Annotated in this window: 23 protein-coding genes and 1 pseudogene; 5 read left to right on the top strand and 19 right to left on the bottom strand. The window is 66.5% G+C overall.

Annotated features, from left to right (window positions below):
* Positions 1-4: 4 nt before the first annotated feature.
* Positions 5-2788, bottom strand: a complete 2784-nt coding sequence (gene secA, locus H162_RS0100120) for a preprotein translocase subunit SecA (RefSeq protein WP_020651403.1) — start codon at positions 2786-2788, stop codon at positions 5-7.
* A 226-nt stretch (positions 2789-3014) separates the two neighbouring features.
* On the opposite strand from secA, the gene H162_RS0100115 reads away from it, so the two are divergent.
* Positions 3015-3506, top strand: coding sequence for a DciA family protein (locus H162_RS0100115; RefSeq protein WP_040785997.1), 492 nt, complete (start codon positions 3015-3017; stop codon positions 3504-3506).
* Between the two features lie 48 nt (positions 3507-3554).
* Here the strand turns inward: H162_RS0100115 and lpxC are convergent, their stop codons facing one another.
* The 4 genes from lpxC to H162_RS0100095 all read right to left on the bottom strand — a co-directional run bounded on the left by lpxC (position 3555) and on the right by H162_RS0100095 (position 6698).
* Positions 3555-4490 carry a UDP-3-O-acyl-N-acetylglucosamine deacetylase gene (lpxC, locus tag H162_RS0100110; protein WP_020651401.1) on the bottom strand — a complete coding sequence of 312 codons (936 nt, stop codon included), beginning with the start codon at positions 4488-4490 and terminating at the stop codon, positions 3555-3557.
* Positions 4491-4817: 327 nt separating this feature from the next.
* Positions 4818-5678, bottom strand: coding sequence for a DMT family transporter (locus H162_RS0100105; RefSeq protein ID WP_026354056.1), 861 nt, complete (start codon positions 5676-5678; stop codon positions 4818-4820).
* A 17-nt stretch (positions 5679-5695) separates the two neighbouring features.
* On the bottom strand, positions 5696-6145 hold the full coding sequence (locus tag H162_RS0100100) for a GNAT family N-acetyltransferase (protein WP_020651399.1): 450 nt from the start codon (positions 6143-6145) through the stop codon (positions 5696-5698).
* Between the two features lie 49 nt (positions 6146-6194).
* On the bottom strand, positions 6195-6698 hold the full coding sequence (locus tag H162_RS0100095; protein WP_020651398.1) for a peroxiredoxin: 504 nt from the start codon (positions 6696-6698) through the stop codon (positions 6195-6197).
* Positions 6699-6879: 181 nt separating this feature from the next.
* Between H162_RS0100095 and H162_RS0100090 the strand changes: the two genes are divergently transcribed.
* Entirely contained in the window at positions 6880-7896 is a 1017-nt protein-coding gene (locus H162_RS0100090) for an LLM class oxidoreductase (RefSeq protein ID WP_020651397.1), read from the top strand.
* A gap of 21 nt (positions 7897-7917) precedes the next feature.
* Here the strand turns inward: H162_RS0100090 and H162_RS0100085 are convergent, their stop codons facing one another.
* The 4 genes from H162_RS0100085 to H162_RS0100070 all read right to left on the bottom strand — a co-directional run bounded on the left by H162_RS0100085 (position 7918) and on the right by H162_RS0100070 (position 13131).
* A complete protein-coding gene (locus H162_RS0100085) occupies positions 7918-9207 on the bottom strand; it encodes an MFS transporter (protein ID WP_020651396.1) in 1290 nt (429 codons plus the stop codon).
* Positions 9207-10736 carry an aldehyde dehydrogenase (NADP(+)) gene (locus tag H162_RS0100080; protein ID WP_026354055.1) on the bottom strand — a complete coding sequence of 510 codons (1530 nt, stop codon included), beginning with the start codon at positions 10734-10736 and terminating at the stop codon, positions 9207-9209. Before H162_RS0100080 ends, H162_RS0100085 begins: the two co-directional genes overlap by 1 nt.
* Before the next feature lie 207 nt (positions 10737-10943).
* Positions 10944-12104: a porin gene (locus H162_RS0100075; RefSeq protein WP_020651394.1), complete on the bottom strand. Its 1161-nt coding sequence runs from the start codon at positions 12102-12104 to the stop codon at positions 10944-10946.
* A gap of 130 nt (positions 12105-12234) precedes the next feature.
* Entirely contained in the window at positions 12235-13131 is an 897-nt protein-coding gene (locus H162_RS0100070) for a substrate-binding domain-containing protein (protein WP_026354053.1), read from the bottom strand.
* Between the two features lie 272 nt (positions 13132-13403).
* On the opposite strand from H162_RS0100070, the gene H162_RS35100 reads away from it, so the two are divergent.
* Together H162_RS35100 and H162_RS0100060 are read left to right on the top strand one after the other, a co-directional pair.
* Positions 13404-13790: a hypothetical protein gene (locus tag H162_RS35100; RefSeq protein WP_229451873.1), complete on the top strand. Its 387-nt coding sequence runs from the start codon at positions 13404-13406 to the stop codon at positions 13788-13790.
* Between the two features lie 102 nt (positions 13791-13892).
* Positions 13893-15209: a LysR family transcriptional regulator gene (locus H162_RS0100060; RefSeq protein WP_020651391.1), complete on the top strand. Its 1317-nt coding sequence runs from the start codon at positions 13893-13895 to the stop codon at positions 15207-15209.
* Positions 15210-15256: 47 nt separating this feature from the next.
* Here the strand turns inward: H162_RS0100060 and H162_RS0100055 are convergent, their stop codons facing one another.
* From H162_RS0100055 to H162_RS0100010, 10 genes are all read right to left on the bottom strand, one after another.
* A complete protein-coding gene (locus H162_RS0100055; RefSeq protein ID WP_020651390.1) occupies positions 15257-16804 on the bottom strand; it encodes an acetolactate synthase large subunit in 1548 nt (515 codons plus the stop codon).
* 1 nt (position 16805) lies between these two features.
* Positions 16806-17663: an HpcH/HpaI aldolase family protein gene (locus H162_RS0100050; protein ID WP_020651389.1), complete on the bottom strand. Its 858-nt coding sequence runs from the start codon at positions 17661-17663 to the stop codon at positions 16806-16808.
* A 30-nt stretch (positions 17664-17693) separates the two neighbouring features.
* The gene (locus tag H162_RS0100045; RefSeq protein WP_020651388.1) at positions 17694-18545 is read right to left on the bottom strand and encodes an amidohydrolase family protein; all 852 of its coding nucleotides are present in this window, start codon (positions 18543-18545) and stop codon (positions 17694-17696) included.
* 52 nt (positions 18546-18597) lie between these two features.
* A complete protein-coding gene (locus tag H162_RS0100040; RefSeq protein ID WP_020651387.1) occupies positions 18598-19623 on the bottom strand; it encodes an amidohydrolase family protein in 1026 nt (341 codons plus the stop codon).
* Positions 19624-19640: 17 nt separating this feature from the next.
* Complete coding sequence (locus H162_RS0100035; RefSeq protein WP_020651386.1) at positions 19641-20609, bottom strand: ABC transporter substrate-binding protein; 969 nt, start codon at positions 20607-20609, stop codon at positions 19641-19643.
* A 190-nt stretch (positions 20610-20799) separates the two neighbouring features.
* On the bottom strand, positions 20800-21816 hold the full coding sequence (locus H162_RS0100030; protein ID WP_020651385.1) for an ABC transporter substrate-binding protein: 1017 nt from the start codon (positions 21814-21816) through the stop codon (positions 20800-20802).
* A 14-nt stretch (positions 21817-21830) separates the two neighbouring features.
* The gene (locus H162_RS0100025) at positions 21831-22361 is read right to left on the bottom strand and encodes a carboxymuconolactone decarboxylase family protein (RefSeq protein WP_020651384.1); all 531 of its coding nucleotides are present in this window, start codon (positions 22359-22361) and stop codon (positions 21831-21833) included.
* Between the two features lie 81 nt (positions 22362-22442).
* Positions 22443-24494, bottom strand: a complete 2052-nt coding sequence (locus H162_RS0100020) for a tripartite tricarboxylate transporter permease (protein ID WP_020651383.1) — start codon at positions 24492-24494, stop codon at positions 22443-22445.
* Between the two features lie 12 nt (positions 24495-24506).
* Positions 24507-25361: an amidohydrolase family protein gene (locus tag H162_RS0100015; protein ID WP_020651382.1), complete on the bottom strand. Its 855-nt coding sequence runs from the start codon at positions 25359-25361 to the stop codon at positions 24507-24509.
* Between the two features lie 139 nt (positions 25362-25500).
* Positions 25501-26532 (bottom strand): Bug family tripartite tricarboxylate transporter substrate binding protein, encoded by a 1032-nt coding sequence (locus H162_RS0100010; protein ID WP_040785982.1) that lies wholly within the window; start codon positions 26530-26532, stop codon positions 25501-25503.
* A gap of 318 nt (positions 26533-26850) precedes the next feature.
* Here H162_RS0100010 and H162_RS35865 point away from each other — a divergent pair.
* Positions 26851-26987, top strand: a pseudogene (locus H162_RS35865) (IS1595 family transposase); the annotation flags it as partial.

The following is a 26987-nucleotide window of genomic DNA, read 5'->3' as shown; positions in this document are numbered from 1 at the left end:
AGGCTTACGCCAGCTTGCCGTGGCACTGCTTGAACTTCTTGCCGCTGCCGCAAGGGCAAGGATCGTTGCGGCCGACCTTCATGCCCATGTAGGTGTTGTGGTCCTCGGCGGCCACCGGCGCGGCGCCGCCCGACACCGGATTCGGATTGAGCAGCTCTTCCGGCGCGGCCGACGGGTTGAAGTCGGCGTGCTGGTAGTTGATGTTTTCCAGGTGGGTCGCCTGGGCCGCCATGGCGGCTTCGGCCGCCTCGACTTCCTCGCGGGTCTGGATGCGCACGGTCATCACGGTGCGGATCACTTCGTTCTTGATCATGTCCAGCATGTTGCCGAACAGTTCGAACGCTTCGCGCTTGTACTCCTGCTTCGGGTTCTTCTGCGCATAGCCGCGCAGGTGGATGCCCTGGCGCAGGTGGTCGAGCGCCGCGAGGTGCTCGCGCCAGTGGGTGTCCACGCTCTGCAGCATGACGTTGCGCTCGAAGCCGCCGAACGATTCCTTGCCGACGATGCCAACCTTCGCCTCGTAGGAGGCCTCGGCCGCGGCCAGCACGCGCTCCAGGAGGTCGTCGTCGTTCAGGTTCGGCTCGTCCTGCAGCATCTGCTGCAGCGGCACCTCCAGGCTCCATTCGGACGCCAGGGTCGATTCCAGCGCCTTGATGTCCCACTGTTCCTCCACCGACTCGGCCGGCACATGGGTGCGCACCACGTCGGTGAACACGCCGCTGCGCAGCGAGGCGATCATCTCGGAGATGTCGACCGACTCCAGCAGTTCGTTACGCTGGGTGTAGATCACCTTGCGCTGGTCGTTGGCGACGTCGTCGTACTCGAGCAGCTGCTTGCGGATGTCGAAGTTGCGGGCCTCGACCTTGCGCTGCGCCGATTCGATCGAGCGGGACACGATGCCGGCCTCGATCGGTTCGCCTTCCGGCATCTTCAGGCGGTCCATGATCGCGCGCACGCGGTCGCCGGCGAAGATGCGCAGCAGCGGATCGTCCAGGCACAGGTAGAAGCGCGAGGAACCCGGGTCGCCCTGGCGGCCCGAACGGCCGCGCAGCTGGTTGTCGACCCGGCGCGATTCGTGGCGCTCGGTGCCGATGATGTGCAGGCCGCCGGCCCCGACCACGTGGTCGTGCAGCGACTGCCATTCGTCGTGCAGCTTCCGGGACTGGGCCGCCTTGTCGGCGTCGGCCAGGTTGGCATCGGCTTCGATGATCTGGATCTGCTTCTCGACGTTACCGCCCAGCACGATGTCGGTACCACGGCCCGCCATGTTGGTGGCGATGGTGATCATCTTCGGACGGCCGGCCTGGGCGATGATCTCCGCTTCGCGGGCGTGCTGCTTGGCGTTCAGCACGTTGTGCGGCAGGTCGGCCTTGGTCAGGATACCCGACAGCAGTTCCGAGTTCTCGATCGAGGTGGTGCCGACCAGTACCGGCTGGCCGCGTTCGTAGCAGTCGCGGATGTCGGTGAGCATCGCGTTGTACTTCTCTTCCGAGGTCTTGTAGACCTGGTCCTGGCGGTCCTTGCGCTGCGACGGACGGTTCGGCGGCACCACGACGGTTTCCAGGCCGTAGATCTCCTGGAATTCGTAGGCTTCGGTGTCGGCCGTACCGGTCATGCCGGCCAGCTTTGCGTACATGCGGAAGTAGTTCTGGAAGGTGATCGAGGCCAGGGTCTGGTTCTCGTTCTGGATGCGCACGCCTTCCTTGGACTCGACCGCCTGGTGCAGGCCGTCGGACCAGCGGCGGCCCGTCATCAGGCGGCCGGTGAATTCGTCGACGATCACCACCTCGTTGTTCTGCACCACGTAGTGCTGGTCCTTGTGGTACAGGACGTGGGCGCGCAGCGCCGCATACAGGTGGTGGATCAGGGTGATGTTGGCGGCGTCGTACAGCGAGGCGCCTTCCGGCAGCAGGCCCATCTGGGTCAGGATGCCTTCGGCCTTCTCGTGGCCGGCCTCGGTCAGCAGCACGGTGTGCGCCTTCTCGTCCTTGATGTAGTCGCCCGGGACTTCGATCTTGCCCTTGCCGTCCGGGGTCTCCTCGCCGATCTGCAGGGTCAGCTGCGGCGGGACCGCGTTCAGGCGCTGGTACAGGTCGGTGTGGTTCTCGGCCTGGCCGGAAATGATCAGCGGGGTACGCGCTTCGTCGATCAGGATCGAGTCGACCTCGTCGACCACGGCGAAGTTCAGGCTGCGCTGCACGCGTTCGCGCGCCTCGTACACCATGTTGTCGCGCAGGTAGTCGAAACCGAATTCGTTGTTGGTGCCGTAGGTGATGTCGGAGGCGTAGGCCTTCTGCTTGCTGTCGTGATCGAGCTGGGACAGGTTCACGCCCGTGCTCAGGCCGAGCCAGCCGTACAGGCGGCCCATGGACTCGGCGTCGCGCTGGGCCAGGTAATCGTTGACGGTAATGACGTGCACGCCCTTGCCGGACAGGCCGTTCAGGTAGACCGGCAGGGTTGCCATCAGGGTCTTGCCCTCGCCCGTGCCCATCTCGGCGATCTTGCCCTGGTGCAGGACCATGCCGCCGATCAGCTGCACATCGAAGTGGCGCATCTTCAGCACGCGCTTGGCGGCTTCGCGGCAGACGGCGAACGCTTCCGGCAGGATGTCATCCAGGGTTTCGCCCTTGGCCAGGCGGTCCTTGAACTCAGGCGTCTTGCCCTGGAGTTCAGCGTCGGACAGCGTCTCCATCTGCGGCTCGAGCGCGTTGATCTGACGCACGGTTTTTTGATATTGCTTGAGCAGTCGCTGATTACGGCTGCCGAAAATCTGGGTCAGGAATGACATGCTGTGTTCTAGAAAAATACGCCGCAAAAAAGAGCCCGGATGATATCAGATAGATAAGCACCGAAGACCGCCTATGGCAAAAAGCTACTGATTTTATCATGCGTTCTGGCCACACTTGGGGTCAAGGGAACGGAACACAAGAGTCTTGCACTACGGAATGTTATCAAATCGCACCCGTTGCCAGGCAAGCATTGCAAACCATGTGTGCTGTGGTATGTTGCGGGTCATGCAGTCCTCTACCCCCAAACGTCCCTTCCACATCTTCGGGACCAAGTCGCGGCAGACCTCCTTCGTCGCCACGGACTTCCTGCGCACCAACGACCGGATGGCCGGCCTGCTGCCGGCCGCGACCCGCATGGCGCGCCTGCAATCGGACTGCGCGGCGGCGCTGCCGTCGATGTTCAGCAATTGCGATGTCTTGTCGTTCCAGGAGGGCGCCCTGGTGCTGGCCGTGCCGAGTTCGGCGCTGGCGGCCAGGCTGAAGCAGATGCTGCCGAAGCTGCAGATCACCTTGCAGGGGCGCGGCTGGCAGGTGGAATCGATCCGCCTGAAGGTCCAGGTGACGCGCGCGCTGCCGGACAAGCCGGAAATACGCACCCTGGAACTGCCGCCGGTGGCGGTGCAGGCGTTCGAGGAACTGGCCGGGTCGCTGGAGGAAACGGCGCAGAACAGGGATCTGGTGGCGGCGCTCAGGGCCCTGGCGGCCAAGAGAAGGTAAGCGGCCTGCTGGCTGAACCCGGATCCGCGCAGCCTGCGGAACCGGCCATCAGCTCAGCGCCCACTCCCGCGCCACCTGCCCCGAATACGACAGCGGCGCGTTATCCGCCGAATCGAAGGTGACGATCTCGTACGCATCCGGCTGCGCCAGCAGCGCGCGCAGCAGGTCGTTGTTCAGTGCATGCCCCGACTTGTGCGCCGTGTAGCCGGCCAGCAGCGGGTGCCCCACCAGGTACAGGTCGCCGATCGCATCGAGGATCTTGTGGCGCACGAATTCGTCCTCGTAGCGCAGGCCGTCCGCATTCAGGATGCGGTACTCGTCCATCACGATCGCGTTCTCGAGCGAGCCGCCGCGCGCCAGGCCCATGCCGCGCAGGCTTTCGACGTCCTGCATGAAGCCGAAGGTGCGCGCACGCGCCACGTCGCGCACGTAGTTGATGGCGCCGAAGTCGACGGTGGCGCGCTGCATGGTGCCGTCCACCGCCGGGTGGTTGAATTCGATGAAGAAGTCGAGCTTGAAGCCGTCGTAGGGCGACAGGCGCGCCCACTTCTCGGCCGCGCCGGTGCCCTGGCGTACTTCGACGTCCTTCAGCACGCGGATGAACTTGCGCGGCGCCGGCTGCTCTTCCACGCCGGCCTGCTGCAGCAGGAACACGAACGAGGAGGCCGAGCCGTCCATGATCGGGATTTCCTCGGCCGTCACGTCGACCACCAGGTTGTCGATGCCCAGGCCCGCGCAGGCGGACATGATGTGCTCGACGGTGGAGACGCGCGCCTGCTCCTTGATCAGGACCGAGGCCATGCGGGTATCGCCCACGACCTCGGCGCTGCTCGGGATGGCGACGATCGGATCCATGTCGACGCGGCGGAACACGATGCCCGTGTCGGGCGCGGCCGGCCGCAGGGTCAGCTCGACCTTGCGCCCCGAGTGCAGCCCGACACCGGTGGTGCGGACCAGTTCTTTGATGGTTCGTTGTTTCAGCATCAGCCGATTATAGCCCAGCGCCTGTATTGGCGCTGAGGCCCTCCCCGCCCGGTGGCGAGCACGCCACGAGTTGGCGGACTACTAACCATGTGACGTTCGGGGTCAGGTCTGTCATTCGGACATGGACGCACAACCCTTGCGAAATCCCAGAACGGCTTTAAGCATGCCAAGAATTTTTTCCTCTTTCCGACGTTCGCCGTAATGCGCGGATTTCGGTGGCAGATACGAACCGAGCATTGACGAGTTTGGAATAAACGAACCAGCATTTTGAGATAGAGCAAAGGTGCTCGCTCGGTGTCCGAATGTCAGACCTGACCCTGAATGCCGCTAAGGGTGCTCGGATTCGACGTGCTCTTTCTCGTGACGGATCAGGTACAGGCCGCTGCCGATGATGATCGCCGCGCCCAGCAGGGTGAAGCCGTCGGGCAGCGCGCGCCACAGCAGCCAGTCCAGGCCCACGCCCCAGGCCAGCGCCGAATACTCGAACGGCGCCACGCTCGAGGCCTCGCCCTTGGTGAAGGCTTCGGTGATCGCCAGCTGGCCGATGAAGCCGCTCAGCGCCAGCCCGCACAGCAGCGGCAGGTCGGCCATGCCCATGGCCACCCAGTTCGGGGCCGCCATGGCGCTGGCGCCGATCGCCATCATCAGCATCAGCCAGAACACCAGGTGCTCGCTGCGGTCGGTGCGCGCCAGGATGCGCGCCGTGATCGCCGACACCGCATAGCAGGCGGCCGAAGCGAGGATCGCCAGCCCGCCGATGGTGAGGAAGCCGGCGCCGCTTGGCCGCAGCACCACCAGCACGCCGCACAGGCCGACGCCGATCGCGGTCCAGCGCGCCGGGTTGACGCGCTCCTTCAGGAACAGCACCGACATGGCCGTGATCAGGGCCGGCGCGATGAAGAAGATCGAATAGGCTTCGGCCAGGGTCAGCTTCTTCAGGCCGAAGGCGAAGGTGGCCAGCATCAGGATGCCGAGCACGGCGCGCAGCACCTGCATCGACCAGCGCACCTGGAAGATGCCCTTGAAGGCGCCGCGCCAGGCGACATAGGCCGCCACCAGCGGCAGGGAGCTGAGCGAGCGCAGCGCCGCCACCTGGATCGCCGGGTAGCGGGCGGACAGCAGCTTCATCGCCGTGTCCATCAGGGCGAACATGAAGACCGCGACCAGCATCGCGTAGATGCTGTGCATGTTCCTGCCCGAGGTCTTCACAGGCGTTTTTCCATGAACAGGCTGAGGGGGTCAGGCTGGTAATCGCCGAAGGGGTCGCAGCGGGTGAAGCCGAAGCGCCCGTACAGGGCGATCGCTTCCGGCTGGTGGATCCCGGTTTCCAGCTTCAGTGCGTGCAGGCCGGACATCCGCGCAAACATCGCCAGGTGCTCCAGCAGCTTGCGCCCGGCGCCCTGGCCGCGCCGCGCCTCGTCCACCATCATGCGCTTGATCTCGCCGTAGCCGCCGCGGTTGACCAGGGCCGCGCAGCCGACCGCGCTGCCGTCGACGTCGCGCGCCACCAGGAACAGCACGTCGCCGCCGAGGAGCGACGCGATGTCCATCAGGTGGTTGCTCTCGGCCGGATAGAGCGCGGCGCAGTAGGCGTCGAGCTTGTCCAGCATGGCCCGGATCTCGGGCTGGTCCGGGGTTTCGGTATTGATGATCATGTCAGTAAAAAACGGCGCCGCAGCGCCGTTGGCAGGGACGCGGGGTGGATCAGCCCAGCTGGGCCAGCATCTTCTCGGCGCTCGAGACGTCGAAGCCGGCGGCTTCCACGTTCAGCTGCTTGACGACGCCGTCTTCGACCAGCATCGAGTAGCGCTTCGAGCGGGTGCCCATGCCGTGCTTGGAAAAGTCGGCGTCCAGGCCCAGCGCCTTGCTGTAGGCGGCGTTACCGTCGGCCATCATGCGCACGGTGCCGGTGGCTTTCTGGTCGCGGCCCCAGGCGCCCATCACGAAGGCGTCGTTGACGGAAATGCACCAGATCTCGTCGACACCCTTGGCCTTGAGCTCCTCGGCGTTCTTGACGTAACCCGGCACGTGCTGGGCCGAGCAGGTCGGGGTGTAGGCGCCCGGCAGGCCGAAGATCACGATCTTCTTGCCCTTGACCAGGTCGGTCACCTGGAAGGTGTTCGGGCCCAGCGTGCAGCCGGCGGTTTCGGTCTCGATGAATTCTGCCAGGGTGCCTTCCGGCAGGCGGTCGCCGATCTGAATGGTCATGTGTGCTCCAGTGGATGTTTTGTGAATCCTGCCAGTATGCCTGATGCCGGGGAATCTTGCAGTAAGGGCAAAGAAATGGAGGATTGGGTCCCGACGAGACCGGATCATGGGCGCCGGCGGGGATTTATCCGCGCATGGGCTTCAATGATACTGGACTCACCAACCCCAACGGAGTCCCACCATGAGCACCCTCGTCGCAGAAGCCCCGCTCCAGACCAGCGCCACCCCGGTCCCGCCTTCCCCGCTGGCGGCCCATCCCGGCTTCCAGCGCCTGTTCCAGCCGGACGCGCTGAGCGTCGGCCTGATCCTGCCGCTCGAGACCCATCCGGGCCGCCCAGCGCCGACCATGCGCGACCATGTGCGGATGGCCCGGCGCGCCGAGGAACTGGGATTCGGCGCGCTCTGGATGCGCGACATCCCCTTCTACGATCCGCACTACGGCGACGTGGCCCAGATCTTCGAGCCGCTGGTCTACATCTCCTACCTGGCGGCGGCCACCAGCAGCATCGTGCTCGGCACCACCGGCATCGTGCTGCCGACCCGCGAGCCGCTCGTCCTGGCCAAGCAGGCCACCTCGATCGACCACCTCAGCGGCGGACGCCTGGTGCTGGGACTGTCCTCGGGCGACCGGGTCAGCGACTACCCGATGTTCGGCGTCGACTACGAGACCCGGGGCGAGCGCTATCGCGACGCCTACGCGGTGCTGCGCCAGGTGACCGAGGTCCGCTATCCGGTGTACCGCTCTCCCCGCTTCGGCGAGGCGCATGGCGTGGTCGACCTGGTGCCGCAGCCGCCGTTCGGGCGGGTGCCGGCGATCGCGGTCGGCCAGGCGCAGCAGAGCATGGAATGGCTGGCCGGGAACCTGGACGGCTATCTCGCCTTCGTTCCCGATCCGCAGCGGGTGGTGGCGCAGGGCGCGCAATGGCGCGCGCTGGTGGCCGCCGCCGCCGGCGAAGGCGTGTACAAGCCGCTCGGCGCGGGCGGCTATTTCGACCTGAGCGCCGATCCCGACACGCCCTTCGAACGCATCCCGGGCGGTTTCCGGGCCGGCCGCAACGGCCTGCTCGACTACCTGGAGCGGCTGCGCCGGGCGGGCGTGTCGCACATGGCCCTGAATCCCAAGGTCAGCCGCCAGCCCTACGACGAGATCATGGATGAACTGGCGGAGTTCGTGCTGCCGCACTTCGCGGCCGCCTGACCGCGCGGGAGGCGGCGCCCGTCAGGCCGCCTCCTCCACGCCGCGGGCGGCGCTGCGCACCCGCGGCGCCAGCAGCAGGAGCAGGACCAGCAGCGCTCCCGCGGACACCTCGACGGCGTGCGGCAGGCCGACCCGGTCGGCGGCAAAGCCGATGACCAGGGCCCCGAGGGCCGGACTGCCGCGCGCGATGAGCCCGTGCATGCTGAGCACCCGCCCGCGCAGCGCGTCCGGGGTGGTCAGCTGCACGAAGGTCTGGGTCGACACCAGGCTGCGGGTGATCCCGAAACCCATCACCACGGCGGCGGCCACGGCGAGCATGGGACTGCGCGACCAGGCCAGCACGATCGCCGCCAGCGCGCCCAGGCCCCACCACCACAGTACTCCCTGGAGCAGTTGCGCGGCCCGGCCGCGGCCCATCGTCAGGCCCGAGGTCACCGCGCCGCAGGCTGCGGCGCCGGTGAGGACGGCCAGGCCGGTGGCGTCGTCGGCGAAGCTGCCGGCGGCGATCGCCGGGATCAGTTCCATCATCGCCCTCACCATCACGCCGCCGCACAGCATCACCAGCAGGATCAGGCGCAGCGGCCGGACCCGCAGGATGTGGACGAAACCGTCCCTCATCTCGCCGAAGAAGCTGCCGCTGTGCGCGCGCTTCACGTGGGGAGCGAGCCGCAGGCGCGCCAGGATCAGCACGAAGATGGCCGTGACCACGGCATTCACGACGAAGATCCAGACCACGTCCACATACAGGATCATCGCCCCCGCCACCGCGGGTCCGAGCAGGCGGGTCAGGTTGACGTGCACCGAATTCAGGGCGACGGCCGTGCCCATGTCCTCGCGCGCCACCATCTGCTGGATCATGGCGAGCCGCGCGGGCTGGATCGCGGCGCTGAGCGCCCCCTGCGCGGTGATCAGGAGCACCAGGCCGATGAGGCCGAGGCGATCGGTGGCCAGCAGCAGCGCCGTGAGGACGGCCAGCACGGCCGACACGACCTGGGCCAGCATGTTCTGCTTGAGCCGGTCCCAGCGGTCCGCGGCGACGCCGGCAAAGGGTCCGATGGCAACCGTGGGCAGCAGGTCGCCGGCCGCCAGGATGCCGAGCCAGAAGGCCGAATGGGTCCAGTCCCAGATCAGCCAGCTGCAGGCGATGCGCTGCATCCAGGTGCCGATCAGGGACAGGCCATTCCCCGCGAGGAAGGGGCCGAACTGGGTATCGAGCAGGACCCGCAGCGGCGCCGGACGGCGCACGGCGGCGCCCGCGGCGGGCGCGCACGGCCCGCCCTCGGCCGCCTGCCGGGAGTCCTGGTCCCGCATCAGCCCAGGTCCTTCGGCAACACGTCGGCGGGAAGGTTCTGGTAGCAGACCGGACGCAGCCAGCGGCGGATGGACAGCGTACCGACCGAGGTCGCGCCGGCATTGGTGGAGGCGGGATAAGGACCGCCATGGACCATCGCTTCGCAGACCTCGACGCCGGTGGGGAAGCCGTTGGCCAGCACGCGGCCGGCCTTGCGCTCCAGGACAGGCAGCAGGCTGCGCGCGGCCTGGGTGTCGGCCTCGTCCATGTGGATGGTCGCGGTCAGCTGGCCGGACAGGGAACGGGCCAGGTCGAACATCTCCGTCAGGTTGTCCACCATGACGATCAGGCCGAGCGGACCGAAGACCTCTTCGGCCAGCGCGTGGTTGGCCAGCCAGTCCTTGGCCGTGGTGCGGAACAGATAGGGCGAGGCATTGCGCAGGCCGCAGGTCGAGGCCAGCAGCGCCTGCACTCCGCTGCCGGCGGCGATGCGCTCGCAGCCGTCGCGGTAGGCGGCCGCGATGCCGTCGGTGAGCATGAGCTGGGGCTGGACCTGCTCCAGCGCGGCGCGGGCGGCGTCGGCGAAGGCCTCGCCCTCGGAGCCGCGCAGCACCACGGCGATGCCGGGATTGGTGCAGAACTGTCCCGCGCCCATGGTGAGCGAGGCCGCCCAGCCGGCGCCGATGGCTTCTCCGCGCGCGGCCAGCGCGGCGGGCAGGATGAACATCGGGTTGACCGAGCCCAGTTCGCCGAAGAAGGGAATCGGCTCGGGACGCGCGGCGCACAGGTCGAACAGCGCGCGGCCGCCGGCCAGCGAGCCGGTGAAGCCGACGGCGCGGATCAGGGGATGCCGCACCAGCGCCTCGCCCACGTCGCGCCGCCCGCCCTGGATCAGCGAGAACACGCCGGGATGCAGCTTGCAGCGGGCGACCGCGGCGAGGATGGCTTCGGCGACGATCTCGGAGGTGCCGGGATGGGCGGAATGGCCCTTGACCACGACCGGGCAGCCTGCCGCCAGCGCCGATGCGGTATCGCCCCCGGCCACCGAGAACGCGAGCGGGAAGTTCGACGCGCCGAAGACGGCGACCGGACCGATCGGGCGCTGCATCATGCGCAGCTCGGGGCGCGGCAGCGGCTCGCGCTGCGGCAGTGCGGGATCGTGGCGGCGGTCGAGATACTCGCCGCGCCGGATATGGCTCGCGAACAGGCGCAGCTGCATCGTGGTGCGCCCCCGCTCGCCGGCCAGGCGGGCCGCGGGAAGGCCGGTTTCGCTGCTGCCGATCTCCGTGATCGCCTCGGCGCGCACCTCGATCTCCTCCGCGATGGCCTCGAGGAACACGGCGCGCTCCTCGCGCGTGCTGTAGCCGAAGGACAGGAAGGCCTCTTCGGCCGCCCGGCAAGCCTGGTCGACCAGGGCGGGCGTGCCCACCGAGAAGGAATGCGCGGGCCCATCGGCCGGCGCCGACTGGAACTGCGCTTCGGTCGCGGTGCGGATGCCGGCGATGAAGTGCAGGCCGTGGGGAAGAAAACGGGGCGGTACTGGGTTCATGGGGATGTCCTTGTTGTCGCGCACACCAGCGCGCCGCCATTCCTGCGGACGCGCGGTGGTCGAGGTGGTTCTGGCGATGCGCCAGGATGCCTGTTGGCGGGCGCATCGCATTCTGCCCGGAGAACCGTCCTCCGGTCGATTGAGTAAAACGGCCCTGGGTGTAACCGGATGGTCAAGGCGGGAGCCAATCAGGCCCCGGCCGCGGGTTCAGAACCGGTGCTGGATGCCTGCAATGACGCTGGCCTGTTTGCCGCCGGGCAGCGGACGCAGGATGGGCGAGCTGCCGCTGGCAGCCAGGTTCAGGGCGCCGCTGTTGTTCATGAAGGCAGCGGTCACGTACAGGGTCGTGCGCTTCGACACGTGGTATCTGCCACGCAGGTTCACCAGTACCGCCTTGTTGGCGGAATCGCGATACTCCAGTCCGGCCAGCAGGCCGTCGAGCGAATACTGGCCGATCGGTACGATGGCCTGTATCCATGCCATGTCGCTCTTCGGCGTCGCGATGCCCATGTTGTCGCGCCTGATCCAGCCGACGCCCAGTTTCCCGCTCTCGCGGAATTTCAGGTAAGCGCTGACGACAGCGCGGGTATCCGTCCTGTCCGGCGAGGTGAGCCCCCCGAAGGTGGCCGCCGTGCCGCCATACAGCCTTTCATAGGACGCGGCCACGCCCCAGGAGCCGCCGGTATACTTCAGGCCTGCCGACCACTCGCGGCACTGGCGCTTGTCCGACACTTCTCCCGGGCAGTTGGCGGCAGCGGTGGTGGCCGGGTTGCCGTTCACGGCGTCCCATCCCGCGCTGTAGTTCACCCCGCCGCTGAGCCGCCCCCATTTGCCGATATAGGTGATGGAATTGTCGGCTCGCGGGTTGGAGATGCGCGGATCCAGCAGTTTCAGGCCCTGGTTGCCGGTGCCGAACGGGTTGGCGTCCTCCCAGCCATAGCGCACCATGGTGTACTGCCGGCCCAGGCTCACCGTGCCGAAGGACCCGGACAGGTCGACGTGGGCCTGGCGCCCCGCGATCCGCCCGCCGATGCCGAGCATGCCGTCGTCCGGCGTGAAGCTGCCCTCGATGTTGAACGAGGCGCGCATGCCGCCGCCCAGGTCTTCGCTGCCGCGGAAGCCGAAGTGCGGCGTGATGATGCCGTTGCTGATCCGGTAGTTGGTGTCGCGCTCGTTGGTGGCGGCAAACCGGCCATGCACCGCCTCGAGGCCCTGGTCGATCATCCCGTAGAACTGGACAGCGTTGCCGCGTGCGGCCTGGGGGCCGGCCTTCTCGCCCTCCTCCTGCGACCACGCCGGCGCCGTGGCCGCGAACGATGCCGCCAGGAGAAGAATGGGCTTGATGTAGGTTGTTTTAATGTGTTTCACAGATGTCTCCATTATCATTCTATTGTCAATGCAGTGAATCGGAACAAAAAAACGGCAAAAGTCTCCCCTGCCCGCTCGCGCGAGCATTGGCACTACGATTGGTTGAGCGTCGCTGCTTCCCGGGAGCTGCTCAGCCCAGGCTGCCGGTGACGTCGTCGAACAGCTCGTCGACCGACAGGCGGCGCGGAATGATCTTCTGGTCGAGCGCCCAGTCGATCGCCAGCTGGATGCCCTTGCGGTTCGCCTCCAGGCCGATCGGCGGGAACACGGCGGGCACGCCGCCTTCGGTCGCCGCGCGGCTCTCGACGATCATGCGGTACAGTTCGCGCACGATGTCGGGGCGGTTCCTGGTCAGGTCCTGGTGCACCACGAACATGTGATTGATCGGCACCACGCCCTCGCGCGCGAACCAGTCCTTGGCGGCCGCGTGCGCGTCCGGCACCAGGGTGCGCACGCGCGGGTCCTTCGGCATGTCTTCGCCCAGCAGGGCCGCCGCCAGTTCGCCGTTCAGCATCATCTCGGGGATCGAGGAACCCTTGGGCAGGCGCTGGCAGTTGGCCGGATCGCCGTATTCGGCCAGGTGGCCGTCGCCCAGCGTCATCCAGGTCACCTTGTCGAGATCGACGCCGTATTCGTGGCGCAGGATGCCGCGGATCCAGAGCGCGGTGGTCTGGGTATAGGTGCGCACGCCGACCCGCCTGCCCTCGATGTCCTTCGGATCCAGGTGGCCGAAATCGATGTTGAAGCCGGCGCAGTGGTGCTGGAAGCGCCCCGAGATCGGGGTCGGCAGCAGCACGTAGGGCTTGCCGTAGGCTTTCGCCTGCAGGAAGGTGACGATCGCCAGCTCGCCGGCGTCGAAGGCGTTCTCGCGCACCATCGCCTTGAAGCCGTTGTGGGCCGGGGTCGGGCCGCAGAAGTCGAGATGGACCAGGTCGGACCTGACGCTGCCCTCCTTCATCGCCCTGGTGACCGGATAGGTGGCGAGGTTGGTGCGCAGCGTCGGCACTCCGGTTGTCATTGCTGTCATGTTGTTCAACTCCTGATTGGTTGAGTTCGAAGCTCGATCGCTTATCGAGAAGGTCGAATTCATGATATGTCGCCAGGGGGTCCGTAGATACTGCGAAACACCCCACATCCCCTGCAACCTTCTTATGACCGGGCGCCTTCGTTGTCTGCCGCGATAGCTGCGATCGCGGCTCGCCGCCCCCTTTCCATGCGCTGATATAAACCGTATATACCGTTTCATGCGGACCGGGGCTGCGCCTGCCGGATGGCGCAAGTATCCGCTTGAGAGGAGCGGTGAGCAGCTATACAATGCATGCAGGCATGACGCCCGAAGATCTGGTCAATCACGCAAGCTTTCATCGGATACAAGGGCCGGCAACAGCGGAAAGGTGGAACGACATGTCGGAGCTGGACTGGTACTTGCAGGTCAACCTGAAGGCGCGGCAATTGCGCCTGCTGGTCGCGATCGACACCCAGCCGCTGCACACGCTTCCCTTGAGCCTGCCCCGACTGCTGCGCCCGGCCGGCGTGCTCTGGAACCGCAGCCGCGGCCTGACGCCCAGCGCGCAACTCATGCTGTCGTGCCTGGAAGAGACCACCCGCCGCCTGGCCGGCGGGTCACAAGACAATGTACTGGAACAGCTGGATCTGGCTCCCGCCCTGCCCATATGCGAGACTTAACCAGGCGCACAAGCGGAGGCGGTTTTTCTCAATGGACTGGCGACAACCCACCCAGCAGAATCTTGTCGCACATCGCCTGATGTGGCGCATTGGAGGAGCAACTTGAACGAGATTGAAGACACGAACGCAACTGTCGATACCGAGGACGGTGCGGCGGGCGATGCCGAGCAAGGCTTGCTCTTTTCACTGAAGGCGCTGCGCTCCGCGATCGCCGTGGTGAGCCATGGCAGTACGGCGCGCGCCGCCGTCGCCATCAACAAGTCGGCGACGGCGATCACGCGGAATATCCAGATGCTGGAGGCGACGCTGGGCCTGCCCTTGTTCGAGCGCCATACCCGGGGGATGGTCCCCACCGCCGCCGGCCGGATCGTCGTGGCGCGGGCGACCCGCGCGCTCGACCAGCTCGAACTCGGCGCCCAGGAAGTGCGCGAACTGGCCGCCTCCGGCGAGGAAGCGCGGGAGGCGCGGGATACGCGGCCCTCACGGCTGGCGCGGATGGTCAACGAGCGCCTGCTGTTCGTCCTGATCGCGGTCACGGAGACCGGGAGTGCGACCCAGGCTGCCGAACGCCTGCAGCTCTCGCAGCCGGCGGTGAGCCAGTCGCTCCGGGACCTGGAACACCTGGTCGGCGCCTCGCTGGTGGAACGCACTTCGCGCGGCGTGCGCCTCACCGAGGCCGGCGAGATCCTGCTGCGCCGGATCAAGCTCACGCTGATGGAACTCAGGGTGGCCGAAGAAGAGATCGCGAGTATCCAGGGCGTCCTGCACGGACGCGTCACGGTCGCCTCCCTGCCCTATGCGAGCGTCGACCTGGTGCCGCAGGCCGTCACCCAGTTCCTGGGCCTGCACCCCCACATCAATGTCGCCGTGATCGACGGCACCTACGATTTCCTGATCGACCAGCTGCGCAATGCCGACATCGACATGATCGTCAGCACGCTGCGCCCCTCGGTCGCCGACGACCTCGAACAGGAAGCCCTGTTCGACGATACGCTGTGCGTCGTCTGCCGCGCCGGCCATCCCTACTCGACAATGGAACGGCTGGCGCTGCGCGATGTCGTGGACGCGCGCTGGGTCGTCCCCTTGCCCAACACCGGCACCCGCACCTCGTTCGAGGCGGCGTTCCGCTCCGAAGACCTCGACCTGCCGCCCGTACGCCTGGAGGTGCACAACCCGATGGCCGTGCGCTCCATCCTGCTCAAGAGCGATTACCTGGCACTGCTCTGTACCCACCAGGTCCGCTCCGAACTCGCTGCCGGACAGCTCACCGTGCTGCCCATCGCCTTGAGGGGCACGGAGCGCAGGATCGGCTTGACCTTGCGGCGCGATGGCTCGCCTTCGCCGGGCGTCAAGGCCTTGCGCGAGGAATTGCGCCTGACGGCGCGGGCACTGGAAAGGGAATCCGCCGTTCCCCTGTAGCCTGTCGCCGCGGGTGCCGGCGTCACGATGCCGGCACCCCGGTTACATCAAAGCCGGACCTCGATCAGGGACGGTCCCTGTTCGCGCGTCGACGCGACCATCGCCTTGTAGAAGCCTTCGGCGCTGTCGACGGCCACCGACGGCACACCCATGCTCTTCGCCATCGCCTGCCAGTCGATGCGCGGGCGGTCGATGTCGATCATGGCCAGCGCCTGCGGGCCCGGCGCGCCGGCCCCCATGTTGGCGTACTCCGCCTTGAGGATGGCGTAGCTGTTGTTGGCGAAGATGATGGTGGTGATGTCCAGGCCCTCGCGCGCCTGGGTCCACAGCGACTGGATCGTGTACATCGCACTGCCGTCGCCGACCATGCAGAACACGCGCCGGTCCGGGCAAGCCAGCGCCGCGCCGGTGGCGACCGGGGTGGCGTAGCCGATCGAGCCGCCCATGTTGTTGATCAGGTCGTGGCGCGCGGCGCCGACCGTCAGGCCCATGGTCTCGCGGCCGGTGGTCAGCGATTCGTCGACCAGGATGCAGTGCTCGGGCAGCGCCGCGGCCAGGGCCTGGGCGATGCTGGCCGGATTCAGGGCGCCGCTCGGCGCACTCGTGTCGCCGCGCTGCTGGAGCACGGCCGGCGCGTTCGCCGCGCCCAGCGCGTCGAGCAGCATCTCCAGTCCCGCCACGCTGTCTTCGCCGAGTTCGACCAGTTCGTGCACGCCGCTGTCCGGGGCCTTGAGCAGGCTGGGCTTGTCGGGATAGCTGAAGAAGGCGATCGGTTCGGTGGTCTCGAGCGTGATGATGTGCCGGAAGCCCTTCAGGTACTCGACCGCCTGCCCCACCGCGTAGGGGATGCGTTCCAGCGGCACCCGCCCGGCACCGCGCTCGATGCGCGCGGTGAAGAACTGGGTCGCCAGGCGGCAGCCGGTGGCGGCCTTGAGCTTGCCCGCCAGTTCCAGCGCGCGGCCGCGCGTGGCCTGGCCGGCCAGGATGACCAGCGCCGGCTCGCCCGACTTCAGCACCCGCGCGATGTGCTCGACGCGCGCGGCGTCCGGCGCCTTGGCCTGGGCGGCCACGGGTGCGGGCAGCGGCGGCTGCGCGCCCGCCTCCTGCCAGGAGGCGTCGCCCGGCAGGATCAGGGTCGCGATCTTGCCCGGACGTTCGCTGGCTTTCGCGATCGCGGTGCTGACGTCCCAGGCCACCGAGCCGGGCGATTCGACGCGCCGCACCCAGTGACTGAGCGGCCGCGCCAGCCCTTCGATGTCGGACATCAAGGGCGGATCGTATTTCAGGTGCGACGCCGAATGCTCGCCGACGATGTTCACCATGCCCGACGCGGCGCGCCTGGCGTTGTGGATGTTGGCCAGCCCGTTGGCCAGGCCCGGCCCCAGGTGCAGCAGGGTCGAGGCCGGTGTGCCCTTCATCCGGTAGTAACCGTCGGCGGCGCCGGTGCAGACGCCCTCGAACAGGCACAGCACGCTGCGCATGCGCGGGTTCTCGAGCGCCTTCAGGAAGTGCATCTCCGAGGTGCCGGGATTGGCGAAGCAGATGTCGACGCCCTGTCCCGTCAGCGTATCAACCAGGGTTTCGGCTCCATTCATCTCAGTACCCCGCCATCTCGCGCGCCTTGCCGATCACGCCGTAGCTGCGCTGCGGCGCCGACATCAGGAACTGGTAGCCTTCGTTCAGCAGGCGCTCGTAGTTCTTGGCGGTGACGTGCGGATTGCCGACCCTGACCCCGTGCTTGTGGCAGGTCGCGACGATCTGCGCCATTGCGGCCAGCACTTCCGGATGCTCGTACTGGCGCGCCAGGCCCAGTTCCTGGCTCAGGTCACCCTCGCCGATCAGGCAGAAGCCGATGCCCGGGACGTTGGCCAGCATGTCGTCCAGGTTCTCGATCGCTTGCGTGCTTTCGATCATCAGGCCGACCAGGATCTCGCCCTGCGGCGCCAGCGGCCAGACGTCGGCCCTGGCATAGTACTCCGCCTGGCTCAGGCCCCAGTAGCGCGCCGCATTGGCCGGGCCGTCGCCGCGCACGCCCTTCGGCTCGTACAGCGGCGCATTCTTCGGACGGGCGTAGCGGCACGAGGCCACGGCGTTGCAGGCCTGCTCGACGGTGGCGACGTGCGGCCAGATCACGCCATAGGTGCCGCGGTCGAGCACCTGCTTGGCGAAGGCCTGGTTCATCTCGGCGCCGTTGGCCGGGATGCGCGCCAGCGGCGTCACGGCGGGGGCGACGGAGCCCGATTCCGCGATCTGCTTGCGGTTCAGCAGGTACTGCAGCGCGTCGCCCAGGGCCGACACGTCGTACGGGTTGTGCTCCATCTCGAACACGATGCCGTCGTACGGGGCCTCGCTCATGTCGATCGCGCTCTGCCTGTCGATCTTGGAAAAGGCGGTGAAGGCCGGCTTGCCCTGTTCCCAGGCGCGGATGATGCCGTTCAGGCGGTTGTCGCTCACGTTAAATTCTCCTGTTGTGTCTGGTCTTGCTCAAGCCAGCGCGGGATAAAGATGCTTCGCCGTCTTTCCGAAAATCCACTCGCGGTCTTCCTCGCTCAGGCAGGCCAGGCCTTCCTGCGCGGTCGCCAGGATTTCCTCGAGCGTACCCGGCGAGGTCGGGAAATTCGAGCCCCAGGCCAGGCGCTTTGCGCCGAAGGCTGCGACCACGCGCGGGAAGAAGGTCTCGGCGCTGGCCTTTTCCTTCTTCACATCGCCAAAGATACGCGGCGTCAGCTTGAGATAGATGTTCGGCAGGTCCGCCAGCGCGAACAGGCTGGCCGCGTTGCCGTACGGCGGCCCGTCGAGCACGTCGGGACGGCCGAGGTGATCGAGGATGATGTTCACGGTCGGAAACTTCCTGGCGAGCATCGTGACTTGCGGCAGCCCGATGGGACCGGTCTGGATGCACATCGGCAGGCCCAGCTCGGCCAGGGCTTCCCAGGCCTTGAAGGACTTGGGATTGTCGAGTTCACTCGGGTCGAAGTCCTTGGTCGAGCCGCCGGTAAAGATGCGCAGCCCTGCCAGGCTCTGGTGTACGTGGTTGCGGATCGTGGAGGCGACGTTGTCGTCGAGCATGTCGACCGAACCGACGGCCACCAGGCGCTCCGGATACTTGCTGCACCCGTCGAGCACGTAGGAATTGTCGAAGCCGTAGGTGGTCGACGAATGCACCACGGCGGCCTTGGCCACGCCCGCTTCGTCCATCGCGGCGATCAGGTCCTCGACCGTGTTCGGGTGTTCCTTCGACCAGTCGGAGCGCTTGCCGAACAACGGCGCCGGCGGATAGCGCGTCTCGTCGTCGGACACGATGTGCGGGTGGATATCGATGATGTCTTGTTTCATGGATGTCTCTCTCGATTCTCTTCGATGCGTGCGGCGGGCGCACGCATGCACTTTATTTGCCGCGCGCCTTCAGGCGTGCATCGAGGCGCGGATAGACCCGGCGGGCATTGCCCTCGTAGATCTTGTAGCGGTCCTCGTCGCTCAGCGCGGCGATGCCGTCGACGTAGCGCTTGGTGTCGTCGAAGTACTCGCCGGTGTCCGGATCGCGGCCGCGCACGGCGCCGATCATTTCCGAGCCAAACAGCACGTTGTCGGCCGGGATCACCTTGGTCAGCAGCTCGACGCCGGGCTGGTGGTACACGCAGGTATCGAAGAAGACGTTCTCCAGCAGGCCCTCCAGCGGACGCTCCATCATCTCCAGCGACATGCCGCGGTAGCGGCCCCAGTGGTAAGGCACCGCGCCGCCGCCGTGCGGGATCACGAAGCGCAGGGTCGGGAAGTCCTTGAACAGGTTCGATTGCAGCACCTGCATGAAGACCGAGGTGTCGGCGTTCAGGTAGTGGGCGCCGGTGCCGTGGAAGCAGGCATTGCACGATGCCGCCACGTGGATCATGGCCGGCACGTCCAGCTCGACCAGGGCTTCGTACAGCGGATACCACTCGCGGTCGGTCACCGGCGTGCCGGTCCAGAAGCCGCCGCTCGGATCCGGGTTCAGGTTGACGCCGACGAAGCCCAGCTCCTCGACGATGCGGCGCAGCTCGTGCACGCTGTTCTTCGGCGGCGCCGAGGGCGACTGCGGCAGCATGCCGACCGGTGCGAAGTTATCCGGGTACATCTCGGTCACGCGGTGGACCAGGTCGTTCGAGATCGTGGCCCATTCCAGGCTGGTGCGCTCGTTGCCCAGGTGGTGGCTCATCAGGCCGGCGATCGGCGAGAACAGGGTCAGGTCGCTGCCGCGTTCCTGCTGCAGCTTGAGCTGGCCGTTCTCGATCGCGTCGCGGATCTGGTCGTCGGACACATGGGCGCCGGACAGCGCCGGCGCGTTGGCCGGGTCGTTCGCGGACTCGACCTGCTTGGCGCGCCAGTTGCGGAAGGACGTCGGGACGGTCGTGAAGTGACCGTGGCAATCAATGATCATGGTGCTTTCCTTTGGAATCAGCGCTGGGGATCGACGAACAGTTCGTAGATCGACATGCGGCGCGGCGTCAGGCCCTGCTTGAACGCGGTGGCTTCCAGCGCCTCGATGGTCTTCAGGTTTTCCTGCAGGCCGTAGGGCAGCGGATCGGGGCCGACGATCTCGCGCAGCTTGCGGTACTTCTTGTCGGCGGCGCTATTGGCTTCGCCGGCATCCAGCTTTGCCAGCCATTCCTTCTTGGCGCGATCGAAGGCGTCGTAGATCGACTTGGCCACCCACGGGTGCTCGGCCAGCACCGAATCCTTGACCACGATGGTGCCGTGCATCGGATAGACACCGGTGCGGGCGTAGTAGTCGGCTTCCAGCTGGGTCGCGTTCGGGAGCAGGTCCGGATAGTCGGCCTCGACTTCCTGCCAGCCGCTGGTCGGATTGCCGGTACGGCCGATGCCGGCCGCCGCCTCGAGACCGGCCGCCAGCTCGCCCTTGGCCATCATGTCGGCCAGCGAGCTGCCTTCCGGCGCGTGGACGACGTTGGCCGGGAGCTTGAGCTGGGTGACGTGTTCCTCGTCGTCGACCACCCAGGTGACCTTGGACGCATCGACGCCGAATTCATCGATCAGCACCTGGCGGTTCCACACGCCGGTGGTGACCGAGTAGGCGCGCACGCCGACCTTCTTGCCTTCCAGGTCCTTCGGGGTCTTGACGCCGGACGCCGGGTTCACCAGCAGCCCGCCGTGGTGGAAGCGGCGCACCACGAAGATCGGCAGGGCCACGAAGGGGGCGCCATGGGCGCGGGCGATGATGTAGGTGGTCGGGGCCAGTTCGCAGACGTCGAACTCGACGTCGCGCACCATGCGGCGGAAGGCGCCGATCTGCGGCTTGACCGTGACGAATTCGGCATCCACGCCTTCGATCGGGATGGAACCATTGCGGATGGCTGCGGTGTGCGCATGCTCGGCGATGGCGATTTTGAGTTTGACTTTCTGCACGTTGGATCTCCTTGTCTTTATCGGAAACTACGAAGCTATGATAGGTCGCCCCCTCCGCTGGAAGGTACTGCAAAACATGGCACCTCCCCTGCTGCCTGCTTATGACCGGAATGCTTGAATACCGGAAAAGAAAAAAAGCGCCGGCTTACCAGCGCCGGCGCTTTCGCGAACAGGGGTTCCCGCTCCTGGCTCAGCCTAGCAGCCTGGCCGCGGCCCGCGCCGCCGACATGTCGGCCACCGCAGGGAAGGGCTGCTTCTGCTTCAGGTTGCCCAGGCCGATGTGCATCTGCTGCAGGTAGGCGATGTCGCCTTCGGTCAGCGACAGGTTCCTGGAATACGGCCTTTGCTGGCGGGTGAAATCCCGGATCGCACGCGCCGAGGCGGCGTCGAATTCCTTCTGGACCCGCTTGCGCGCCTCGAACACGGCCTCGTGCGAGGCCGGCGACATCAGGAAATCGTAGAGCGCCCCGTAAGCGGCCATCACCGCCACCATTCCTTCATGCCTGTCCCTGATCGCGAGATCGGAGGCATAGGCGGTCTGGAAGGTACAGCGCGGCAGCGCCTCCCACATATTGCCCTCCTTGACCACGACCAGCCCGTCCTGGTCGTTGAGGTGCGAGATGCTCGAGACGCAGGCATCGGTCTCGCCCTTGGCGACCGCGCGGTAGCACTGGTCGTTGTCGCCCTTGTCGACGAAGTTCACCTGCGAGGCGTCGATGCCCTTTTCCTGCAGCAGCTGCAGCATCAGCCCGTGCAGCAGGCCCCGCTCCGGGCCGACCGCCACCGTCCTGCCCTTCAGGTCGGCGAGCGTCCGGATCCCCTCCGGCCTGGCGAACACCGTCAGCGCGCACTTCTTCATGCCGGCGCCGACGATCCTGACTTTGGCGCCCTGCTCGATCCGCGACAGCACCATGTTGTAGCCCGACACCATGCAGATATCCGCCTCGCCGGCGGCGATGGCGTCGAAGGGGCCGGCGGCGCCGCGCGCCTGGATGATCACGGCATCGGCGCCGAAGCGCCTGAAATAGCCCTGCTGTTCCATCAGCGCGTTCAGGGTCGCGTTTTCCAGTCCCGGGTTGCTGACGATCCTGATCTGGGTTGCGCCGGCCCGTGCGACATGCGGCGCAAACAGTCCGCCCGTGGCCAGGCCCAGGCCGAGCAGCCCGGCGCCGCGCAGGAAGCTGCGGCGGTTCAAGGTCTGTGTCATCGGATTCTCCTCGCTCAGCGCTTGGGTTCGAGCGCGTGCAGGCTCATGGCGAGCGACACCGAGGTGAAATAGCCGATGGTGACCAGCAGCTCGGCGATCACTGCGCGGCCCAGTTCGGCCTCGTAGCGGGCGAAGCGTCGGTCGTCGACCATGCCGCCTGCGAGGATGTCGCCGACCGCGTCGCACACCGCGCCGAGGCGCTCGCCGACTGCTTCCGGGCGCCGCCTGTCGAGGATGGCGCCGACCACCTCTTCGGACAGCCCCGACTTGAGCGCGTGGCGGCGATGGTTGGCAATCACATAGGGCGCGTTCCAGAACACCGCCGTCGAGAGGATCGCCACCTCGGTTTCCGCCTCGCTCAGCACCGGCGACTTGTCGATATGGGTGCCGATGATTTCCATCCCCGCGGCCAGCTGCGGATTGTGCAGCCAGATGTTGAAGGGTGTCGGGATGCGCCCCCGTCCTTCGCCCAGCCGCGCGATGACCTTCTTCTGTTCCTCGCTGGCCAGCTCCGGGTCGATGCGCCCGAGTCGATCTTGCGTCATGTGAACTCCTTCCAGTAAAAACGATGCCGAAGCACGAAACGCGCTGCGCCCTGCGGCGCAGCGCGGGAAGCTACACCTGCGTCACACGCCCCCTGCCGTCTGCGCGGCGATCCAGTCGCCCAGCAGGTTGGTCGGCCAGGTGACATGGATCAGCTGGTCGAAGACCGCGTAGACGAACAGGGTCACGCATACCGCCAGGATCACGCTGAGCTTCCAGGACTCGCGTCCCTCGATGCGCATGAAGGCCACCATGAACACCGGAATCGTCGGGATCAGGCCGATCACGGCGGTGCAGGCGAGGAAGGCCAGGAACCAGCCGAAGAAGCCTGCCGCCCGGCGCAGGACCTCCCTGTTCGGCAGGGCTTCCCCGTCATCGTTCGGCGTATCCATGTGGATCCCGCCGCCGCCCTGGGCCATCCCGACCTGTGCCGGAGTGACGAACACCTTGTAGACGAAACTCAGGGTGCCGGCGATGACGAGGACGCTGGCGACCACGGTCGGTCCGATCTTGGCCATGAACAGCCAGTCCTGGGCACTGGCGAAGGCGTACACCGCGATGCCGATGAAGAAGACGTAGCTGAGATCCTCGAGCTTGAAGGCGATCGCACGGCCAGGGCGCAGGCGCGGCAGGCGCACCGGGCGGTCCTTGCGGATCAGCTTGAGCATCGGGCTGAAGAAGACCAGGGCCGAGAGGACCAGCAGGACCACCACGCCCGGACGCGCCAGCCACTCGGTGTCGTAGCGCATGAAGGAGATCGACATGTAGCGTTCGATCAGCGGGCCCAGCACCAGGCCGAGGACCAGCGGCGGACGTGCCCATTGCAGGCGCTTCATGGTCCAGCCGACCAGGCCGGCGATCAGCAGCAGGAACAGGTCGCCCCAGCTATGCGAGCCTTCGTAGGCGCCGATGAAGACGATCGGCACGATGACCGGCAGGATCAGCGTGTAGCGCAAGGTCGCGATCTTGGCGAACTGGCCGCTGAGCGCAAAGCACAGGCCCGCCCCGAAGATGTTCGCAATCGCGATCGACCAGACCATGGAATAGGCCAGGTCCAGGTGCTTGGTCAGGATCTCGGGACCGGGAACGAAGCCATGCACCATCATCGCGCCGAGCAGGATCGCCTGCACCGCGCCGCCGGGCACGCCGAAGGCCAGCATCGGGACCAGCATGCCGCCCTCGCGCGCATTGTTCGCCGATTCCGGGGCGATCACGCCGCGGACGTCGCCCTTGGTGAAGGTCTCCTTGGCGCCTTTCTCGGTCTGCATCGCATGGCCATACACGATCCAGTCCGTCACCGCGCCGCTGATACCCGGAATCATGCCGAGGAAGGAACCCATGCTGCTGCAACGCGCCACCAGGAACCAGTTGCGTACGCAGTCCTTGACGCCCTGCATCATCCCGGTGTGGATCTTGACCGGTGCGTTGAGCGAGACCGAGGTGCGCTGGATCGCGAGTTCGCACAATTCGGGCAGCGCGAAGATGCCGAGGATGATCACGGTGAGCGGAATGCCTTCTTCCAGGTAGAGCAGGTCGCCGGTCCAGCGCATTTGCCCGGTCTGGGTGTTGGTGCCGATCATGCCGATCAGGATGCCGAAGCAGGCGGCGACGATGCCCTTCAGCGGCGCCTTGCCCGACAGCGAAGCCACCATCGCGATCCCGAAGATCGTCAGGCCCAGCATTTCGGGCGTGGCGATGGCCAGGACCACCGGGCGGATCAGTGGCAGGGAGATCGCCAGGATGGCCGCCCCGATCAGGCCCCCGAGCAGCGAGGACATGTAGGCCGCACTCAGGGCGCGCGAACCTTCGCCGCGCTTGGTCATCGGCAGGCCGTCGAGCACCGTCGCCTGCGAGCTATGTCCGGGTACGCCGAACAGCACCGAGGTGATGGTGTCCGAGGTGGCGATCACCGAGTGCATGCCGAGCAGCATCCCGAATGCCGCGTAGGGGTCCATCGTGTAGGTGAACGGCACCAGCAGTGCGAAGCCGGTCAGCCCGCCGATCCCGGGCACCAGCCCGAGCGCCAGCCCGACCAGCACGCCCAGGACGAGAAAGACCAGGCGGTCGGGTGACAGGATGATCGTCAGCGCTTGGCCGGCTGCCGATATCGTTGTTGGGTCGAAGAGAAAATCCATGATGGTTTCCGGTTAATCGGCCAGCGCCGGATAGAGGACTTTCGCCGTACGGCCCCAGATCCAGGCGCGCTCGTCCTCGCCCAGCGCTGCGAAGCATTCGTTCCCCTGCTCGATCAGCTTCTTCAGCGGCCCGGCGGAGGCGGGGAAGTTCGAGCCGAAGGCCAGGTGATCGGCGCCGAACACCTTGACCAGCTGGGCGAAGAAGGGCTCGGCGCCGCCCGGCGCCGCCTGCGCCAGCTCGAAGGTCTTGGGCGTGATCTTGAGGTAGACGTTCCTGAATTTCGCCAGGCTGAACAGCTGCGAGCAGGCGGCGTACGGAGGGCCGTCCTCGAGCACCGGACGTCCGCAGTGGTCCAGCGCGATCCTGACTTTGGGGAAGCGCTCGGCGAGTTCCGCCACCATGCCCAGGCCGGCCGGGGTGGTCTGGATCACGATGGTCATCCCGAGCTCGGAGCAGCGCTCCCAGATCGGGAAGGTGGCCGGGTTGACCAGCCAGCGGCCATCGGTCTGGTGCGTCGCACCGCCGGTGAACAGCCGGATCCCGCCCATGCCGCGCGCCAGCCAGTAATCGAAGGTCTGCAGCGCGTCGGGCGCCAGCAGGTCGAAGGAATATACCCCGGTGAAGCGCTTCGGCTGCTGCGCCACGCTGTCGGCGACGTAGCCGTTGTTGTGGCCGTAGGTGGTGGACGAATGCACGATGGCGGCCTTGGCAACGCCGGCCGCGTCCATCTCGGCGACGAGCTGCTCGAAGTCGACCGGGCGCGTGGCGGACCAGTTGGAGCGGTGCCCGCTCTGCGGCGCAATCGGGTAACGGTCGGTGTCCGTCGAAATGATGTGCGGGTGGATGTCGATGATTTCTGGATTCATGGTGGTCGAGCCTCTAGGATGTGCGGTCATGCGCCTGCGTCGGCCGCATGACAGTTATCGTGGAATCGGAAACGGCTGGAGATGCGCGGGGACGGGCCCATCGGGCCGCCCCTCGCGCCGTCCCGCCTGTCGTTGAAGACTAGCGTTGCAGCTTGCGCGCGCTCTCGATGACCGACTTGGGCGCGGCATAGAGCTGGGTCACGATCTGTTCGATCGCGCCCCCGTCGATCGGATCGACCGGATAGCCCTGCGACTTCATCGAGGCGATGAAGGCGGGATCGGCGATGGTCTTGGCGAAGGCGGCGCGCAGCGCCTCGAGACGGTCTTGCGGCACGTTCTGCGGCACCGCGATCGGCCGTCCCGCCTCGAACGGCAGGAGGATGAAGTCGAACAAGGCCTTGTCTTCCGGCTTGGTGACATAGTTGCTCAGGTTCGGAACCTGCGGGAAGTCCGGATGACTCTTCCAGCCCACGTGCAGCAGGACTTTCATCTTGCCGTCGGTGATCATCTTGGCCGGCTCGCCCACCTTCAGCCCGTCGATGGTCGAGGCCCAGCCGTCGACTTCGCCGCGCTGCATCGCCAGGTAGACTTCGCCGCGTCCCGTATAGCCTGGAACGATGTTCATCTTGGTGCCGATGCGCTCGTTGAGCAGCGCCGGCAGCATCCGGTTTTCGTTGGAGAAACCGGTCGCGCCGATGGTAAATTTTTTCTTGAACAGGTCATCCGCCGTCGTCACGCCGGAGCGGGTCATCGCGACCATGCTGTAGCTGACCTTGTCGATACTGCCGATCCACTTGACCTTGCGCGGGTCGAAGTTGGACTGGCGCGGATCGAGCAGGGGGATGTAGAGGTTGTTGCGCTGGAGCAGCCCGATCGCCGTGCCGTCGGCCGGCTGGCGGGTCTGGAGCGAGTTTGCCGCCACCATGCCGCCGGCCCCGACCACGTTCAGCACCACCACCTTCGGCTGGCCCGGAATGTTCTTGGCGAAGAAGCCCGCGAACTGGCGCGCCACGGTGTCGCTCGGCGTGCCGGCGTCGGCGCTGACCAGAAGGTTGACGGTCTTGCCGCGATAGAAATTCTCGACCGACGCCTGGCCAAAGGCCGGGCCGGCAAACGACATCGCCGCCGCGAGCGTGAAACCAGACAATACTGCTTTACGTAGAGTAGCCATCTGTTTGTCTCCTGATTTTGTATTTAGGAAAAGTTCTTTGATCGACTTTTCCCCGTCTCCGCGTGCCGGTACCTGGACTCTGTTGAAACCGGTCGTCTACCTGCAGCCTATGAAATTCATGATATCTGTTTAGCGTGCTGGGAAGCACTGCTAAACGCCTCACCATCGCTGCATCTCGCTTATGCCGGGAGCGGTCGCGTCAATATGCAAAAGCGACAAGGCAAAAAGAAAGGCGCTGTCACCGTATCCTGTGGGTCCGCTATGAACTGTTGAGCTTTTGCCTGGTCCAACGCCTATCGCATCGAGGGCGGAGGCAGGATGAAAGCGCCGAGTTTCAAGAGGTGGCTGAAACGGTTGCCGGGGCTGACCCGGCCCCAGCGGGCACAGGTGCTGCAGGCCCTGCGTCCGGCCGTCGGCCTGGACCGGGTCGTCGAAGCGATCGCGCAGGCCAGGGC

The sequence above is a fragment of the Massilia niastensis DSM 21313 genome, assembly GCF_000382345.1.
GTDB lineage: Bacteria > Pseudomonadota > Gammaproteobacteria > Burkholderiales > Burkholderiaceae_D > Telluria > Telluria niastensis.
The sequence above is the reverse complement of the archived record's forward strand: the minus strand, read 5'-3'. Positions and strand labels throughout refer to the sequence as shown.

Excerpts from the sequence above, each read along its gene's own strand:
- secA (WP_020651403.1), bottom strand. The coding sequence starts at position 2,788 with ATGTCATTCCTGACCCAGATTTTCGGCAGCCGTAATCAGCGACTGCTC.
- H162_RS0100115 (WP_040785997.1), top strand. The coding sequence starts at position 3,015 with ATGCAGTCCTCTACCCCCAAACGTCCCTTCCACATCTTCGGGACCAAG.
- lpxC (WP_020651401.1), bottom strand. The coding sequence starts at position 4,490 with ATGCTGAAACAACGAACCATCAAAGAACTGGTCCGCACCACCGGTGTC.
- H162_RS0100105 (WP_026354056.1), bottom strand. The coding sequence starts at position 5,678 with ATGCACAGCATCTACGCGATGCTGGTCGCGGTCTTCATGTTCGCCCTG.
- H162_RS0100100 (WP_020651399.1), bottom strand. The coding sequence starts at position 6,145 with ATGATCATCAATACCGAAACCCCGGACCAGCCCGAGATCCGGGCCATG.
- H162_RS0100095 (WP_020651398.1), bottom strand. The coding sequence starts at position 6,698 with ATGACCATTCAGATCGGCGACCGCCTGCCGGAAGGCACCCTGGCAGAA.
- H162_RS0100090 (WP_020651397.1), top strand. The coding sequence starts at position 6,880 with ATGAGCACCCTCGTCGCAGAAGCCCCGCTCCAGACCAGCGCCACCCCG.
- H162_RS0100085 (WP_020651396.1), bottom strand. The coding sequence starts at position 9,207 with ATGCGGGACCAGGACTCCCGGCAGGCGGCCGAGGGCGGGCCGTGCGCG.
- H162_RS0100080 (WP_026354055.1), bottom strand. The coding sequence starts at position 10,736 with ATGAACCCAGTACCGCCCCGTTTTCTTCCCCACGGCCTGCACTTCATC.
- H162_RS0100070 (WP_026354053.1), bottom strand. The coding sequence starts at position 13,131 with ATGACAGCAATGACAACCGGAGTGCCGACGCTGCGCACCAACCTCGCC.
- H162_RS0100055 (WP_020651390.1), bottom strand. The coding sequence starts at position 16,804 with ATGAATGGAGCCGAAACCCTGGTTGATACGCTGACGGGACAGGGCGTC.
- H162_RS0100045 (WP_020651388.1), bottom strand. The coding sequence starts at position 18,545 with ATGAAACAAGACATCATCGATATCCACCCGCACATCGTGTCCGACGAC.
- H162_RS0100040 (WP_020651387.1), bottom strand. The coding sequence starts at position 19,623 with ATGATCATTGATTGCCACGGTCACTTCACGACCGTCCCGACGTCCTTC.
- H162_RS0100030 (WP_020651385.1), bottom strand. The coding sequence starts at position 21,816 with ATGACACAGACCTTGAACCGCCGCAGCTTCCTGCGCGGCGCCGGGCTG.
- H162_RS0100025 (WP_020651384.1), bottom strand. The coding sequence starts at position 22,361 with ATGACGCAAGATCGACTCGGGCGCATCGACCCGGAGCTGGCCAGCGAG.
- H162_RS0100020 (WP_020651383.1), bottom strand. The coding sequence starts at position 24,494 with ATGGATTTTCTCTTCGACCCAACAACGATATCGGCAGCCGGCCAAGCG.
- H162_RS0100015 (WP_020651382.1), bottom strand. The coding sequence starts at position 25,361 with ATGAATCCAGAAATCATCGACATCCACCCGCACATCATTTCGACGGAC.
- H162_RS0100010 (WP_040785982.1), bottom strand. The coding sequence starts at position 26,532 with ATGGCTACTCTACGTAAAGCAGTATTGTCTGGTTTCACGCTCGCGGCG.